This window comes from [Roseibacterium] beibuensis (genome assembly GCF_039542305.1).
Taxonomy (GTDB): domain Bacteria; phylum Pseudomonadota; class Alphaproteobacteria; order Rhodobacterales; family Rhodobacteraceae; genus Roseibacterium; species Roseibacterium beibuensis.
Map to the genome: position 1 here is coordinate 441,666 of NZ_BAABHW010000001.1, position 14,574 is coordinate 456,239.

A 14,574-nucleotide genomic window follows, 5' to 3' on the forward strand; every position below is an offset into this window, starting at 1 on the left:
GCAGCCGGTGCCGTTCGCGACATGGCACGTCCCGTTTCGATGCCTGCGCCGGTGGCGTAATCGCCAACCCCGTCCCTTGATCATGGCTCGTCTACCTTGTGTTCGTGCCCGAGGTGCCCGGATCGGGCCTCACTCCATGTCGTAGGCGCGGATCCAGATCACGGCGTCCTGGCTGAGGTCCGTGCCGTCATGCTCGGTTTCGGGGCCCGTGCCGAGCGCGGCGAACCCCCAGAAGCCGGCGCGCGGCACGCCGAAGGTGAAGACGCCGTTCTCGTCGGTGATGGCCACGATCGCCCCGCCCGGCATCGGCCCGACACTTGGGGCACCTGCGGTATGGGTTTCCATGTCGGGTTCGGCGGCGAGGTATTCGACCTCGATTTCCGCGCCCGGAACAGGCTCGCCATTCGACAGAAGCTGCGCCGAGAAGGTCGATCCCGCGATCACGTTGTAGGGCCGGTTCAGGGGCACGAACTCGGTCGGAAGGCCCACCGGCTCGTTCCAATCCGTGGGGATGCCGCCCTTGTTGAAATAGACCGTGGTCAACTGCTGGATGTAGATCCCCTCGGACTCTTCGAAATAGGGCTCGGGCACGAGCACGACGGTATAGTCGCCGTTGCGCCGCACGGGCAGGGTCGCCTCGAAACCCGCCGCGCTGTTATGTGCGCCGGTGAAGGTCATCGGCGTCAGGCTGTCCGAGATGTCGATCCGCTCGCCGCGGAAGACGTAGAACAGCTCCTCGGGCGTGCCCATGTCCATCGCATGCCCGTTGTCGAACGGATGCCAGAAGATCAGGTGCAAGGGCATCTCGGCGGGCGCGGTCGGGTTGGCTTCGGGGTTGAAGATCAACTGGAAATGCGCCGAGGCCGGCATGGCCAGCGCGAGGGTTGCCACCGTTGCGGTCAGAAGTCGTTTCATTGGGCAAAACTCCGAAATCGTTATCCCGGCCGATGCGGTTCCGTTGTGGTCGATGGGGGGAGCCGAAACCATGTCGAGCGCGGCGTACACGAGTGACTCGTTTAATCCTGAGTGATTCAGTTGGTTTTCGCTTTATCGGTCTGATTCCCAAGTCGCTCCTTGACCTGAATCAAGCGACGAAAACTTTTGGATGCCGCCCGGCGATGCCGTCGAAACGGTCTTGGCGTGCCGGGTCCATTACCCGGATCGCTGAGGGAGCTAAGGCTACCGGGTTCGCGGAATGGTGGTTCCGTCCGGAGGCCGGCGCTCGGGGTTGGGTTTGGCGTCGGAGAGGCGAAACCCACGGGCGGAGGCGCGTCGCCCCTCAGATGTTGGGATCGATGCCAGCGGCCTGCAATTGGTGCAGCCGCCAATAGGCGCCTTTGCGTGCGAGCAACTCGTCATGGGCGCCTTCTTCGACCACGCGGCCCTCTTCCATGACGACGATCTTGTCGGCCTCGCGGATGGTCGAAAGGCGATGGGCGATCACGAGGGTCGTGCGCCCCTCGGCCAAGCGGTCGAGGGCCTGCTGCACCAGTTGCTCGGACCGGGCGTCGAGCGCCGAGGTCGGCTCGTCCAAAAGCAGGATCGGGGCCGATTTCAGCAGGGCGCGGGCGATCGCAACCCGTTGGCGCTGTCCGCCCGACAGGCCCGAACCGCGAGGGCCGACCTGGGTGTCCAGACCGTCAGGCAAGGTTTCGGCAAACTCGAGAACGGAGGCGTCCCGCGCGGCCTGCATCACCTCGGCGTCGCTCGCATCCAGACGACCCATGCGGATATTGTCGGCGATGCCCTCGTCGAAAAGGGCGGTTTCCTGTCCGACAACGGCGATGGACCTGCGCAATGCGCCCAGGTCGATCCGCTCGACCGGCATGTCGCCGATGCTGATCCGGCCCGACAGCGGGTCGATCAGCCGCGTCAGGAGCGCAAAAACCGTGGTCTTGCCGGCCCCCGACGGCCCGACCAGCGCCGTGGTCTTGCCCGCCTCCGCGTGGAAGGACAGGCCGTGAAGGACCGTTGCATCGCCATAGGCGAAGCTCACATCTTCAAAGGCGATATCGCCAGCCGGCATCGGTTCCGGCTGCACTGGCGGCAGCACGCTGGGGCGCGCATCGAGCGCGGCGTAAAGGCGTTCGAGCGAGGCCATGGCTGTTTGCAGGCGCGCCGAGATCGACGAGAGGCGACGCAGCGGTTCGAAGAGAAGGCCGAGCGCGGTGAAGAAGGACATGAACTCGCCCATCGTCTTCTCGCCCGAGATGATCTGCGAGCCGCCGAAATAGACCACCACGACGAATCCCGCCGCGGCGACCAGATCAATCAGCGCGGGGTTCGCTGCCGACCCGGCCTGCGCCTTGACCGAAGGTTTCAGGAACCGCCGCGTTTCACGCGCGAACCTGCTGTCCTCGTGCTCCTCAAGGCGATTGAGCTTGATCGTCTGGATGCCGTGAAAGATCTCGTCCAGCCGATTCGAGAGGTTGGAGGCAGCCTCTCGCGCGCGGCGGGTGGTCTTGCGAATGTAGCGCTGCACCGCAAGCAGCGGGAGCACCAGAAGCGGAATGCCGAAGAGCGCGAGCAGAGTCCATTGCCAATCCGTCCAGAGCATGACGGCGAGCAGCGAGACCATGGAAATCGCGTCACGTCCGAGCGACATGAGCGTGCCCGAGGCAACCCCCTGAAGCGACAGGGTATCGCCGCGCACCCGTTCGATCAGCGCACCCGGCGAATTGTCCTGGAAGAACCGCTGATCCAACGTCAGGAGATGCGAGACCAGCCGCGATTGCAGCGCCATCGTGACCTTGAGGCCGATGGTGACGACGATCAGGCGTTGGAAGAAACCGGCCAGGGCGCGGACGAGGAAAAGGCCGGCGATCAGGATCGCGATCCACACAACGCCGTCCATCTCGCCCGCGGCAAAGAAATCGTCGAAGAGCGGCTGGATCAGCCAGGCGAAGGCACCGAGCGCGGCGCCTTCGACCGACATCAGCATCGTGGCAAGCACCAGCATCGGCCAATGCTGCACGACATGCTCGCGCCAGAAGCGTCCGACCAGGCCGAGCCCCGGCATGTCCGCGCCGACGTCGATATCGAGAGATTGCCGCGCGCTCATCGCGTCGCCGCCTTCCCGGTCGCCTCGGGGGGGCGCTCGGAATGGATCGGGGCAGGGCGGGGCATCGGGTTTGTGCAGGGCACGGTTGTGGGCAAGCCTCGGGTCTGAACGGTCCAGACGGTGCTAAGGCAAGGGGCAAAGGCTTACAAGACGTCTCGGAAGCGCCCGAAAAGCAAGCAAATGCCGTTTCAAACGGCAATTGCGCGGGGCCTGTTCCGGTAAATTTGTTGCAAGATTGATAGTGTCTTGTTTTATTGGCTGCCAAATTCCGGGGTAACACCGGGCGCACAACAGGGGAGTGAGGTTTGACCTCTAACGGAAACGACGCCTTCGTCGCGTTCGAGCGCGTGCAAAAGAGCTACGACGGTGAAACGCTCGTCGTGAAAGATCTGAACCTTGCGATCGGCAAGGGCGAATTCCTGACCATGCTCGGGCCATCGGGCTCCGGAAAGACCACCTGCCTGATGATGCTGGCCGGGTTCGAAACGGCGACGCATGGCGAGATCACCCTCGACGGCAAGCCGATCAACAACATCCCACCGCACAAGCGCGGCATCGGGATGGTGTTTCAGAATTACGCCCTTTTCCCGCATATGACGGTGGCCGAGAACCTCGCCTTCCCGCTCGAAGTGCGTGGCATGGGCAAGTCCGAGCGCGAGGGCAAGATCAAGCGCGCGCTGGACATGGTGCAGATGGGCGAGTTCGGCGGCCGCCGCCCGGCGCAGCTTTCGGGTGGTCAGCAGCAGCGGATCGCCCTGGCGCGCGCGCTGGTGTTCGAGCCGGAGCTTGTGCTGATGGACGAACCGCTCGGCGCGCTCGACAAGCAGTTGCGCGAGCACATGCAGTTCGAGATCACCAACCTGGCCCACAACCTCGGGATCACCACGGTCTACGTGACCCACGACCAGACCGAGGCGCTGACCATGTCGGACCGCGTGGCGGTGTTCGACGATGGCCGCATTCAGCAGCTCGCGCCGCCGGACGAGTTGTATGAAGCGCCGCAGAACAGTTTCGTTGCCCAGTTCATCGGCGAGAACAACACGCTGGAAGGCACCATCTCGAAGATCGGTGAGGATAGCTGCGAGGTGACGCTGGACGATGGCGAGGTGATCGACGCGCTGCCCGTGAATGTCAGCGAGGTCGGCGCCCGCACCTTGGTGTCGATCCGGCCCGAACGCGTCGAATACAACAAGGAACGGCTGTCACCGGAGGCCCATACGATCCACGCCGAGGTGCTGGAATTCATCTACATGGGCGACATCTACCGCACGCGCCTGCGCGTCGCGGGCAAAGATGATTTCATCATCAAGACACGGAATGCCCCGGATCAGCGTCGCCTGAAGCCGGGAGAGCGGATCGAGATCGGCTGGCGCCCGCAGGATTGCCGGGCGCTGGACGCTTGACATGGCCGAACAGCCGCCGGGTTCCCTTGGACGACCCGGTGGCGGCCCAATCAAAACGAAAATCAATCGGAACGTGAAACTTACGTCCAACAGCAAGGAGAGAGACAACATGAAACTCAAGAGCTTGATGCTTTTGACCACCGGCGCGGCCCTCGCGGCCCCGGCCGCGATGGCACAGGACATGGCCGACAGCATGACCCTGGTCAGCTGGGGCGGTGCCTACCAGAACAGCCAGATCCGCGCCTATTCCGACCCTTACCAGGCCATGAACGAAGGCCTCGAGGTGATCTGGGACGAGAGCTCCGGCGAGGCCGTGGCCCGCATGCGCGCCATGGAAGAAGCCGGTAACATCACCTGGGATCTCGTCGACGTGGTGGCCTCCGACGCCATCCGTCTCTGCGACGAAGGCCTGGCGATGGAAATCGACCATGACGAGATCCTGGCGCCCGCGCCCGATGGCACGCCCGCGTCGGAAGACTTCGGCGACCTGATCGTGTCGGATTGCTTCATCCCACAGATCGTCTACTCGACCACCTTCGGCTACCGCACCGACGTGGAAGAGTGGGGCGGCAACACCCCCGACGACATCTGCGACGTGTTCGACCTGGAGACCTTCCCGGGTCAGCGCAGCCTTGAGCGCCGTCCGATCGGCAACATGGAATGGGCGCTGATGTGTGACGGCGTCGCCATGGAAGACGTCTATGACGTGCTGGAAACCGAAGAAGGCATCGAGCGCGCCTTTGCCGTTCTCGACACCATCAAGGACAGCGCCGTCTGGTGGACCGCCGGCGCCGACACGCCGCAGCTTCTGGCCGATGGCGAGGTTGTTTTCGGCTCGACCTATAACGGTCGTCTGTTCAGCCTGATCGAAGAGCAGGATCAGCCGGTCGCGATGATGTGGGACGCGCAGGTCTTCGACCTCGACGGCTGGATCATCCCCGAGGGTCTGCCGGAAGATCGCCTGAACCGCGTGCTGGATTTCGTGCGCTTCGCGACCGACACCCAGCGTCTGGCCGACCAGGCACAATACATCTCCTACGGTCCGGCCCGTGCGTCTTCGGCGCCGCTGGTCTCGACCCATGCCGACCTGGGCATCGACATGGCGCCGCACATGCCGACCGATCCGGCGAACGCCACGCGCACCTTGCTGTTCAACTACGAATGGTGGGCCGACTACCGCGACGACCTGGACGCCCGTTTCCAGGCCTGGCTGTCGCAGTAATCGACATCTGACGTGATCCGGTCCGGGGCCGCCCGCGCGGCGGCCCCGGGTCCTTCCCAGCGTAGGGGGCGCTTGAGCGCACCGCCCGCAAGACCGGCCCGAGCGGCGGTCACGTCGCACCGGCGGTGCATTGAAGCGCACCCTACCCAAACGACTGACGGCGAAAGGCGCATCGCAATGCCCAAAGGCTATATCATCGGCCATATCACCGTGAACGACCCCGAGGCCTACAAGGAATATGTCGAGCGGGACACGCCGATCCTCAAGGCGCTGGGCGGACAGTTCATCGTGCGTGGCGGACAGGCGCAGGTGATGGAGGGCGACACCCTCAGCCGCCACGTGGTGATCGAGTTCCCAAGCTATGAGGCCGCACTCGCCGCCTATAACGACCCCGAATACCAGGAGGTTGCGGACATTCGCCGCCGCACCGCCGATAGCGTGATCCTTGTCGTGGAGGGCACGGAATGAGTGCGACCGACGCCGGAGACATGAGCCGCGCCGCCGCCGATGCGCGCCGCGCGGATGCCGAAAGCACGGGGCCGGTCCTGGCCGCGGATGGCAGCCCGCTCAAGGTCAGCCTGAACCGCGCCCTGCGCGCGCAGAAGATGCGGGCACTGATGCTGATCGCACCGCTTCTGCTGTTCGTGCTTGTCACTTTCGTTGCGCCGATCATCGACATGCTGTTCCGCTCGGTCGAGAACCAGATCGTGTCGGAAACCCTGCCGCGCACCGTCGTTGCCCTTGATGACTGGGATGCCGAGACCCTGCCGGACGAGGCAACCTATGCCGCGCTGACCTACGACTTCATGGAAGCGGCCGAGCGCCGGATCCACACGCGCCTTGGCAGCCGCCTGAATTACGAGACCACGGGCCTGAGCTCGATGTTCCGCCGCTCCGGCCGCGGGGTGGACGACGTGGGCGAGGAATATGCCGACCAGTTCATCGATCTCGACGAAGCGTGGGAAGATCCGGTCGCCTGGGCCGAGATGATGGCCTCGTCCGATTGGCTTGCTGCGCAGTCCGAGTGGGCTGCGACGCTGGAGGCCGAGGGCGAAGATGCCGCCGGCCCCGAGCCGCTGTTCCAATTGTCTGACGGTATCCGCACTCTGCTGCCCGAGACGGCGGACGCCTATCGCAGTTTCGCCCGCACGGTGCAGCAGGAAGACCAAGACAGTCCGCTCGAAGAGGAGCCGTGGAATAGCGTTTACCTTGCGCTCTATCGCGATCTCGTGACCGTCCCCGCAGCGTCTGTCGCCGCGTATGACGGGGTTGGCGCCGAGATGCTCGTGGCGGCGGACACGGCGGTGGACGGGTTCGAAACCGTCGATCTGCGCGCCGTCTGGGAAGACATGGACGACGGCTGGGTCGAGATGCCCATCTGGGAAACCATCGAGGCGTTTTCAGATCCTTACACGGCTGGCTATTTCCTTGCCGCAATCGACCTGCAACTGACGCCGGACGGGATCGAACAGCAGCCGGACGAGCAGCGCATCTACCTGCTCCTGTTCCAGCGCACGATCTTCATGTCGCTGGTCATCACGATCAGCTGTATCCTGCTGGGCTACCCGATCGCCTATCTGCTTTCGAACCTGCCGCTGCGCACGTCGAACCTGCTGCTGATCCTCGTGCTGCTGCCGTTCTGGACCTCGCTTCTGGTGCGGACGAGCGCGTGGAAGGTGCTGCTGCAAAACCAGGGTGTGATCAACGACACGCTGGTCTGGCTGGGCTTCGTGGCCGATGACGCGCGGCTTGCGCTGATCAACAACCAGACGGGCACGATCATCGCGATGACGCATATCCTGCTGCCCTTCATGATCCTGCCGCTCTACTCGGTGATGAAGACGATCCCGCCTTCCTATGTCCGCGCGGCCAAGTCGCTGGGCGCAACGCAGTGGACGGCCTTCTGGCGGGTCTATTTCCCGCAATCGGTGCCGGGCATCGGCGCGGGCTCGATCCTCGTCTTCATCCTGTCGATCGGCTATTACATCACGCCGGAACTGGTGGGCGGCCGCACCGGCACGTTCATCTCGAACCGGATCGCCTTCCACATCTCGGAAAGCCTGAACTGGGGTCTGGCCGCTGCGCTCGGATCGATCCTGCTGGCGCTCGTGCTCGCGCTCTACTGGCTCTACGACCGGATGGTCGGCATCGACAACGTGAAGCTGGGCTGAGGGAAAGGACAGAGACATGGACCACAAACTGCCCCCCTATGCCTCGACCGGTCACAAGATCTGGTTCTATGGCTTTCGCGTGATCTGCGGGTTGATCTTCTTCTTCCTGATCGCCCCGATCCTGATCATCATCCCGCTCAGCTTCAACGCGCAGGACTTCTTCACCTTCACGCCGGAAATGCTTCGGCTGGACCCCGAGGGGTATTCGCTGAAGCATTACCGTGACTTCTTTGGCGATGACGGCTATCCGTGGCGCGGCCTGCTGATCGGCGCCGTTCTGGGGGCAGGGTTCGCTGGCGCCATGTGGGCGTGGAAAGGCGAGCGGTATATCGTGTTGCCGGTGTTGGTCGGGGCGTTGTTCGGGCTGATCGTGGGCAAGCTCTGGGGCCTGGACGGGGCCGAGTGGATGACGCCGCTGCGCAACTCGCTGGTGATCGCGCCGATGGCGACGCTCTTGTCGGTGTCGCTGGGAACGCTGGCCGCCATCGGTCTCAGCCAGACCCATGTGCCCTTCAAGGGGGCGATTATGGCGATCCTGATTTCGCCCATGATCGTGCCGCTGATCATCTCGGCGGCGGGGATGTATTTCTTCTATTCCCGCGTCGGGTTGCAGGGCACCTATTGGGGCGTCGTGCTGGCCCATGCCGCGCTGGGTATCCCCTTTGTCATCATCACCGTCACGGCCACGCTGGTGGGCTTCGACCGGTCGCTGACGCGGGCGGCGGCCAGCCTTGGCGCGAACCCGGTGACCACCTTCTTCAAGATCCAGATGCCGCTGATCCTGCCGGGCGTGATCTCGGGTGGACTGTTCGCCTTCATCACCTCCTTCGACGAGGTTGTGGTCGTGCTGTTCGTCGGCTCCGCCGGTCAGCAGACGCTGCCCTGGCAGATGTTCACCGGCCTGCGCGAGCAGATCAGCCCGACGATCCTTGCCGCGGCGACGATCCTTGTGTCGATCTCGATCCTGCTGCTGACCACGGTCGAGATCCTGCGCCGCCGGTCCGAGCGGTTGCGGGGCATGTCGCCGGGCTGACGCCGCAAGAAGTTCGAGTGGAGAACCCGGCCCCTGCAGCCGGGTTTTTCGTTACGGCAGGACAAGAAGCCAGAGCGAGGCGCTGATCACCGTCAGCCCGGTCCCGATCAGCACCGAGGAGGCCGCGACCCGCCGCGCCACGCCGTACATGTCGGCGAAGAGATAGGCGTTCACACCGGGCGCCATGGCCGAGGCAATGACCGCCGAGCGCAACTGCCCCTGGCTGAGGGCCGTGACATTCGTGCCCAGCGTGTAGGTGATGACCGGGTGAACCAGCAGCGCCAGCGCGCAGATCATCGCGATGACAAAGGCGTCGCCCTCTGGCTTGTAGCGGTAGAGCACGCCCCCCAGTCCGAACAAAGCGGCCGGCAGGGCGGCGCGGACCATCAGCCCCAGCGCCTCGTCGACCACGCCGGGGATGGGCAGGCCCGTCAGGTTCACGACGAACCCCAGCATGATCCCGATCATGATCGCGTTGGTGAAGGCGGCGGTGAAGACCGAGCGCATCAATTGCAGGGGCCGCGCGCTGCCCGCGCGGACGATCTCCATCGTGATGATGCCGAGCAGGTAGCAGAAGGGCGCATGCACGGCGATGATGGCGAAATTCGGGGCCAGCGCGTCGGCGCCATAGGCGCGCTCCATGATCGGCAGGGCCAGCAGGACGTTGTTTGCGAACATCGCGACGAAGCCGATGGCGACACTGTCGGCCATGGGCCTGCCAAAGATGAACCGCGCCCCAAGGATGCCGAGGGCAAAGACACTGGCCGATCCGGTGTAGAAACTGGCGAGCAGCCGCAGATCGAACTCCTGCCCGAGATCGAGCGTGGCGATGGCCGTGAACAGGAGGCAGGGGATGGCGAACTTGGTGGCGAACACCATCAGCCCGTTGACCGCCGTGTCGGCAAAGAGCCCGCGCCACACGGCGAGATAGCCCGCGCCCACCACGAGAAAGACGGGCAGGACGACGCCCAGTAGCTCGGCCATGTCGGTGCCTCAGGTCTGGTAGGTAATCACCATCCCGTCATGGGCGGGCGTGATGTGCTCCGGTGTCTCGTTCAGGACGGTCTGGTAGTCCAGATCGATATGCATGTTGGTCAGGATCGCACGGCGCGGCGCGGCGCGGGCGATCCAGCCAAGCGACTTGTCCAGATGTGCGTGACTTGGATGCGGCGTGCGGCGCAGCGCGTCCAGCACCCAGCAATCCAGCCCTTCCAGCACCGGCCATGCCGCGTCGGGGATGTCGGAGACGTCGGGCAGGTAGGCAAGATCGCCGATGCGAAAGCCGAGCGCATGGATATTGCCATGCGTGACCTTGAAAGGCGTCAGCGTGATCGGTCCGCCGGACCCGTCGATCACCACGTCGCCCTCGATGCTGTTGAGATCGAGGATCGGGGGATAGGCGCTGCCCTTGGGTTGAACGAACGCATAGCCGAAGCGGTTGAGCAGGTCGTTCTGCGTCGCGCCATCGGCCCAGACGGGCAGGCGCTGGCGCATGTTGAACACGATCATCCGCAGGTCATCGAGACCGTGGACATGGTCGGCATGGGCGTGGGTATAGACCACCCCGTCCAGCCGGCCGATGCCGGTATCCAGCAATTGCGCGCGCAGGTCGGGCGAGGTGTCGATCAGGACGGCGGTGGTGCCCTCCTCGCCGTCGCGCTCGACCAGCATGGAGCATCGGCGGCGCGTGTTGCGCGGCTCATCCGGGTCGCACTCTCCCCAGTGACCGCCGAGGCGCGGGACCCCGCCGGACGATCCACAGCCGAGGATGGTGAAGCGCAGCTCGCCCATTCAGGCGGCCTTGGCCCAGTCGGCGGCCTTCCAGAAGAGGCGGTCGAAATTGGCGGTGGTGGCGGCGGCGAATTCGGCCTCGGACACGCCGAAGGTCTCGGCGCCGACGCGCGCGGTGTGCACGGTATAGGCAGGCTCGTTGCGCTTGCCGCGATGGGGTGGCGGCGCGAGGTAGGGGCTGTCGGTTTCGACAAGGATGCGGTCGAGCGGGGCCGCGGCGAAGATATCGCGCAGCTCGGTCGAGCGGGGGAAGGCCGCGATCCCCGACATCGACAGGTAGAAGCCGAGGTCGAGCGCGGCTTGCGCCAGCCCCGCCCCCGACGAAAAGCAGTGCATGACACAGCTATAGGCGCCGGCGCGGTATTCCTCGGCCAGGATGCGGGCCATGTCCTCATCCGCGTCGCGGGCGTGGATGATGAGCGGCAGGCCCGTGTTGCGCGCGGCCTCGATATGGATGCGCAGGCTTTCTTGCTGAATGTCCTTGCTCTCGGCGGTGTAGTGATAGTCGAGCCCCGTTTCGCCGATGCCGACGAATTTGGGGTGCTTGGCCAGCGCCTCCAACTCTTCGACGGTGGCCAGCGGTTCTTCGGCCGCGCTCATCGGATGGGTGCCCGCAGCCCAGAAGACGGGGGCGTGCATGTCGGCGATGGCGCGGACGCTGTCGGCATTCTTCAGCCTGGTGCAGATCGTGACCATGCGCGAGACGCCCGCGCGGGCGGCGCGGTCGATGACCTCGTGCAGTTCCCCGGAAAAATCCGGGAAGTCGAGATGGCAATGGCTGTCGACGATCTGGGGGGTGCTGTCAGGCATCGGAAAACTTGGTCCTTCGGTCTCGGTCAGGCGGGGGCGGCGAGACGGGCCGCCGTCCGGTCGAGGTCGAGGAACATATCGAATACGAGGGCGGCAGGGTCAAGGTTGACCGCCTTGCCCTGGCGCGCACGGGCGGTGAGCGTCGCGGCAAGCTCGGCCCAGGCGCGGGCTGCCCAGGGATTGGGCGAAAGTTTTGCGATCACCGCGTCTTCGCCGGGGGCAATGGGGGCAGGGGCCTGCCCCGTCGCGCCTGCGCGGGCGAGGCGAGACAGCGCCGTGTCGAGCAGGGACAGGGTCAGGTCAAAGCGCGCCTCGGCCCCTTTCGCGGCAGCGGCCTCGGACAAGCGCAGGGCCGTGGGGCGGTCCATGTCCGGCAGGGTCGAGAGGAGCCGCACGATCTCGGCATAAAGCGCCGGACCGTCCATCGAGATCAGGCGGATGGCCTCGCCCACCGATCCTCCGGAGAGCGCGGCCAGCGCCCCGGCCTCGGTGCCCTCGGGCGGCGTGTGCCCGGCTTGTGCCAGTGCGGCGGACAGGTCCGCCGGGCTTAGCGGGGTAAACCGCAATGTCCGGCAGCGCGAGCGGATGGTCGGCAACAGGCCCGAGGGTTGGTGCGAGACGAGGAACAACACGGTATCGCGCGGCGGTTCCTCCAGTTCCTTGAGCAGCGCGTTGGCGGCAGAGGCGTTCATCTCGTCGGCGGAATCCACGATCACCACACGGCGCCCGCCCCCCGAGGACATGGCGAAGAACCCCTTGAGGTTGCGCACCTCATCCACGGTCAGCTGGGTCTTGAGGCGTTTCTTGTCGGCGTCCCAGCCGCGCCGAAGCAGCATCAGGGACGGCTCCGACAGGGCCCGGATACGATGGGCTATGGGGTTTTCGGGCGAGATATCGAGCGTCGCCGCAGGGGGGGCGGCGAACAGGGCATCGCCGCCATCCGGCGGGGTGGCGATCAGGTATTTCGCGGCCCGCCACGCAAAGCTTGCCTTGCCGACGCCCCGCGGTCCGGTCAGCAGCCAGCCATGGGGCAGACGCCCCGAGTTGAGCGCGGACAGGAATTCCGCCTCGGGGGTGTCTTGCCCGAACAGGGTGACGGTCTCGCGCGGGTGGGGCGCGCCGTCGATCCGGTCGGCTTCGGGGAGGGCGTCATCGCTCATGGGTGCGGTTTAGCATGGGCACATACCGGGGGGGAGGGGGATCGCGGCGGGACATGTCCCGCGCCTCACGCGCCGTCCACGGCGGCGGCGATGGCGGCGGCGACGGTATCGGGATCGGCCTGTGCGTCGATCAGGATGCAACGGTCGGGGAATTCCTCGGCCAAGGCATGAAACCCGGCGCGCAGTTTCTGCTGGAAGGGCAGGCCGAATTCCTCGAACCGGTCTTCGCCGGAATTGCGGGCCAATCCACGCGACAGGGCAACCTCCGGGTCCATGTCGAGGATCAACGTCAGGTCTGGCTCCACCCCGATGGCATCGGCATGGATCGCATCGACCAGCGCGCGCAGGTCGCCCCGTGTCGCGCCCTGGTAAACGCGGGTGGAGTCGGCAAAGCGGTCGGTGATGACGTCGCGGTCTGCGGCGAGCGCGGGACGGATGGTGCGCTCCAGATGATCGCGGCGCGCGGCGGTAAACAGCAGGATCTCGGTCTCGGGCGACCAGCGGTCGGGATCCCCCTCGACCAGCAGGCGGCGGATTTCCTCGGCCCCCGGAGCCCCGCCCGGCTCACGCGTCAGGACCGGGTCGCGCCCTAGGCTGCGCAGATGCTCGGCCAGTCGCCGCGACTGGGTCGATTTCCCCGAGCCGTCGATGCCTTCAAGGCTGATGAAGCGTCCTGTCAAACCCTGGCCTCGCCTGTCTGGCGGATCAGCTGCCGGCCGCCGGTTCGGGCGTCGGCCCCAGAACCTGCGTCATGACCGAGCGGGCCGCTGTGCGCAGCCGGGTCATCAGCCCCCCTGTCGCGACGGTCTCGGTCGCGACGACCGGCACCCGGCGTTCGAGGTCGCGCACGCCCTGGTGGATCACCAACTCGCCCACCACGTCGCCAGCGGTGACCGGTGCCGGAAGCGGCGAGGTATAGGTGACCTCTGCCGTGATCTCGGGATCGAGCAGGGCGGGGATCAGCATTTCGACGCTTTCGGCGGGGGCAAGGCCCACTGTCTCGGCGGTGCCCATGAACACGGGCGCACGGGCGATCTCGGTGCCTTCCCCGACCACTTCGCGCATGACGAACTGCCGGAACGCCCAGTTGACGATGCGCTCGGACTCGCGCGCGCGGGCTTCGGAGGACGGCAACCCGGAAATCACGAAGGTCACGCGGCGGTCCCCTTGCTGGGCGGAGCCGACAAGGCCGTAGCCGGCCTCTTGCGTGTGCCCGGTCTTGAGGCCGTCCGCGCCGATCCCCATGCCGAGGATCGGGTTGCGGTTGAACCGGTTCTGCGGCGCGCGCCCTTCGTAGTCGAACTCCTGCTCGGCGAAATAGGTGTAGTATTCCGGGTGCTCGGTGATGATCCGCTCGGCCAGAATGCCGAGGTCCCGCACCGACATGACGTGGCCGTCGGCGGGCCAGCCGTTGGAATTGCGGAAGGTCGAGTTCATCATGCCAAGCTGCCGCGCGCGCTGCGTCATCAGGTTGGCGAACCCTTCCTCGGTCCCGTCGGGCGACAGCGCCTCGGCCAGCACGGCGGAGGCGTCATTGCCGGAATTGATGATCACGCCGCGGATCAGGTCCTCGACCGTGGGGCGGTCTGCGGTGTTGAGAAACATCGTCGAGCCACCGTAATCCATCGCGTGCTGGCTGACGGGCAGGCGGGTTTCCAGCGTCAGGCGCCCATCGTCCAGGGCCTCGAACGTCATCAGAAGCGTCATCAGCTTCGACATGGAGGCCGGCGGCAGTGGCTCCTCGGCATTGCGCGCCAGCAGCACCTGCCCGGTGCCGTGGTCGATCACGTAGGCGGCGCGCGCCTCGGTCTCGAAGGCCTGGGCGAGGGTTGCGGCCGTGAAGGCCAGAACGAGAAGCGCCGCCGCGAGAAGGCTTGCGGCGGCGCGCTGGATCGGGTGTCGGAATGTGGCAGCTGTCATTTG

13 protein-coding genes are annotated in these 14,574 nt (G+C 65.6%); 5 read left to right on the forward strand and 8 right to left on the reverse strand.

The genetic code is table 11. From position 1 onward, the window contains the following. Positions 1-129: 129 nt before the first annotated feature. Both ABD923_RS02225 and ABD923_RS02230 read right to left on the reverse strand, forming a co-directional pair. Complete coding sequence (locus tag ABD923_RS02225; protein WP_259546913.1) at positions 130-915, reverse strand: DUF4198 domain-containing protein; 786 nt, start codon at positions 913-915, stop codon at positions 130-132. A gap of 364 nt (positions 916-1,279) precedes the next feature. After that, positions 1,280-3,061 carry an ABC transporter ATP-binding protein gene (locus tag ABD923_RS02230; protein ID WP_259546912.1) on the reverse strand — a complete coding sequence of 594 codons (1,782 nt, stop codon included), beginning with the start codon at positions 3,059-3,061 and terminating at the stop codon, positions 1,280-1,282. Positions 3,062-3,366: 305 nt separating this feature from the next. Between ABD923_RS02230 and ABD923_RS02235 the strand changes: the two genes are divergently transcribed. The 5 genes from ABD923_RS02235 to ABD923_RS02255 all read left to right on the forward strand — a co-directional run bounded on the left by ABD923_RS02235 (position 3,367) and on the right by ABD923_RS02255 (position 8,890). Beyond that, positions 3,367-4,464 carry an ABC transporter ATP-binding protein gene (locus ABD923_RS02235; RefSeq protein WP_259546911.1) on the forward strand — a complete coding sequence of 366 codons (1,098 nt, stop codon included), beginning with the start codon at positions 3,367-3,369 and terminating at the stop codon, positions 4,462-4,464. 109 nt (positions 4,465-4,573) lie between these two features. Further along, positions 4,574-5,686: an extracellular solute-binding protein gene (locus ABD923_RS02240; protein ID WP_259546910.1), complete on the forward strand. Its 1,113-nt coding sequence runs from the start codon at positions 4,574-4,576 to the stop codon at positions 5,684-5,686. Between the two features lie 177 nt (positions 5,687-5,863). Further along, positions 5,864-6,154, forward strand: coding sequence for a DUF1330 domain-containing protein (locus ABD923_RS02245; protein WP_222188768.1), 291 nt, complete (start codon positions 5,864-5,866; stop codon positions 6,152-6,154). Then, positions 6,151-7,857: an ABC transporter permease gene (locus tag ABD923_RS02250; RefSeq protein ID WP_405048275.1), complete on the forward strand. Its 1,707-nt coding sequence runs from the start codon at positions 6,151-6,153 to the stop codon at positions 7,855-7,857. Before ABD923_RS02245 ends, ABD923_RS02250 begins: the two co-directional genes overlap by 4 nt. A 16-nt stretch (positions 7,858-7,873) precedes the next feature. Continuing rightward, on the forward strand, positions 7,874-8,890 hold the full coding sequence (locus tag ABD923_RS02255) for an ABC transporter permease (protein WP_259546909.1): 1,017 nt from the start codon (positions 7,874-7,876) through the stop codon (positions 8,888-8,890). Positions 8,891-8,941: 51 nt separating this feature from the next. Here ABD923_RS02255 and ABD923_RS02260 read toward each other — a convergent pair whose 3' ends face one another. The 6 genes from ABD923_RS02260 to ABD923_RS02285 all read right to left on the reverse strand — a co-directional run bounded on the left by ABD923_RS02260 (position 8,942) and on the right by ABD923_RS02285 (position 14,571). Beyond that, the gene (locus ABD923_RS02260) at positions 8,942-9,874 is read right to left on the reverse strand and encodes an AEC family transporter (protein ID WP_259546907.1); all 933 of its coding nucleotides are present in this window, start codon (positions 9,872-9,874) and stop codon (positions 8,942-8,944) included. A gap of 9 nt (positions 9,875-9,883) precedes the next feature. Next, positions 9,884-10,681 (reverse strand): MBL fold metallo-hydrolase, encoded by a 798-nt coding sequence (locus tag ABD923_RS02265; protein ID WP_259546905.1) that lies wholly within the window; start codon positions 10,679-10,681, stop codon positions 9,884-9,886. Next, on the reverse strand, positions 10,682-11,491 hold the full coding sequence (locus tag ABD923_RS02270) for a TatD family hydrolase (protein WP_259546903.1): 810 nt from the start codon (positions 11,489-11,491) through the stop codon (positions 10,682-10,684). A gap of 26 nt (positions 11,492-11,517) precedes the next feature. Further along, the gene (locus ABD923_RS02275) at positions 11,518-12,651 is read right to left on the reverse strand and encodes a DNA polymerase III subunit delta' (protein ID WP_259546901.1); all 1,134 of its coding nucleotides are present in this window, start codon (positions 12,649-12,651) and stop codon (positions 11,518-11,520) included. 65 nt (positions 12,652-12,716) lie between these two features. Next, positions 12,717-13,331: a dTMP kinase gene (gene tmk / locus ABD923_RS02280; RefSeq protein ID WP_259546900.1), complete on the reverse strand. Its 615-nt coding sequence runs from the start codon at positions 13,329-13,331 to the stop codon at positions 12,717-12,719. A gap of 25 nt (positions 13,332-13,356) precedes the next feature. After that, complete coding sequence (locus ABD923_RS02285) at positions 13,357-14,571, reverse strand: D-alanyl-D-alanine carboxypeptidase family protein (RefSeq protein ID WP_259546899.1); 1,215 nt, start codon at positions 14,569-14,571, stop codon at positions 13,357-13,359. Positions 14,572-14,574: the final 3 nt, after the last annotated feature.

Coding starts and splice junctions, on each gene's coding strand:
- ABD923_RS02225 (WP_259546913.1), bottom strand. CDS start 915: ATGAAACGACTTCTGACCGCAACGGTGGCAACCCTCGCGCTGGCCATG.
- ABD923_RS02275 (WP_259546901.1), bottom strand. CDS start 12,651: ATGAGCGATGACGCCCTCCCCGAAGCCGACCGGATCGACGGCGCGCCC.
- ABD923_RS02270 (WP_259546903.1), bottom strand. CDS start 11,491: ATGCCTGACAGCACCCCCCAGATCGTCGACAGCCATTGCCATCTCGAC.
- ABD923_RS02265 (WP_259546905.1), bottom strand. CDS start 10,681: ATGGGCGAGCTGCGCTTCACCATCCTCGGCTGTGGATCGTCCGGCGGG.
- ABD923_RS02285 (WP_259546899.1), bottom strand. CDS start 14,571: ATGACAGCTGCCACATTCCGACACCCGATCCAGCGCGCCGCCGCAAGC.
- ABD923_RS02240 (WP_259546910.1), top strand. CDS start 4,574: ATGAAACTCAAGAGCTTGATGCTTTTGACCACCGGCGCGGCCCTCGCG.
- ABD923_RS02250 (WP_405048275.1), top strand. CDS start 6,151: ATGAGTGCGACCGACGCCGGAGACATGAGCCGCGCCGCCGCCGATGCG.
- ABD923_RS02260 (WP_259546907.1), bottom strand. CDS start 9,874: ATGGCCGAGCTACTGGGCGTCGTCCTGCCCGTCTTTCTCGTGGTGGGC.
- ABD923_RS02255 (WP_259546909.1), top strand. CDS start 7,874: ATGGACCACAAACTGCCCCCCTATGCCTCGACCGGTCACAAGATCTGG.
- ABD923_RS02245 (WP_222188768.1), top strand. CDS start 5,864: ATGCCCAAAGGCTATATCATCGGCCATATCACCGTGAACGACCCCGAG.
- ABD923_RS02230 (WP_259546912.1), bottom strand. CDS start 3,061: ATGAGCGCGCGGCAATCTCTCGATATCGACGTCGGCGCGGACATGCCG.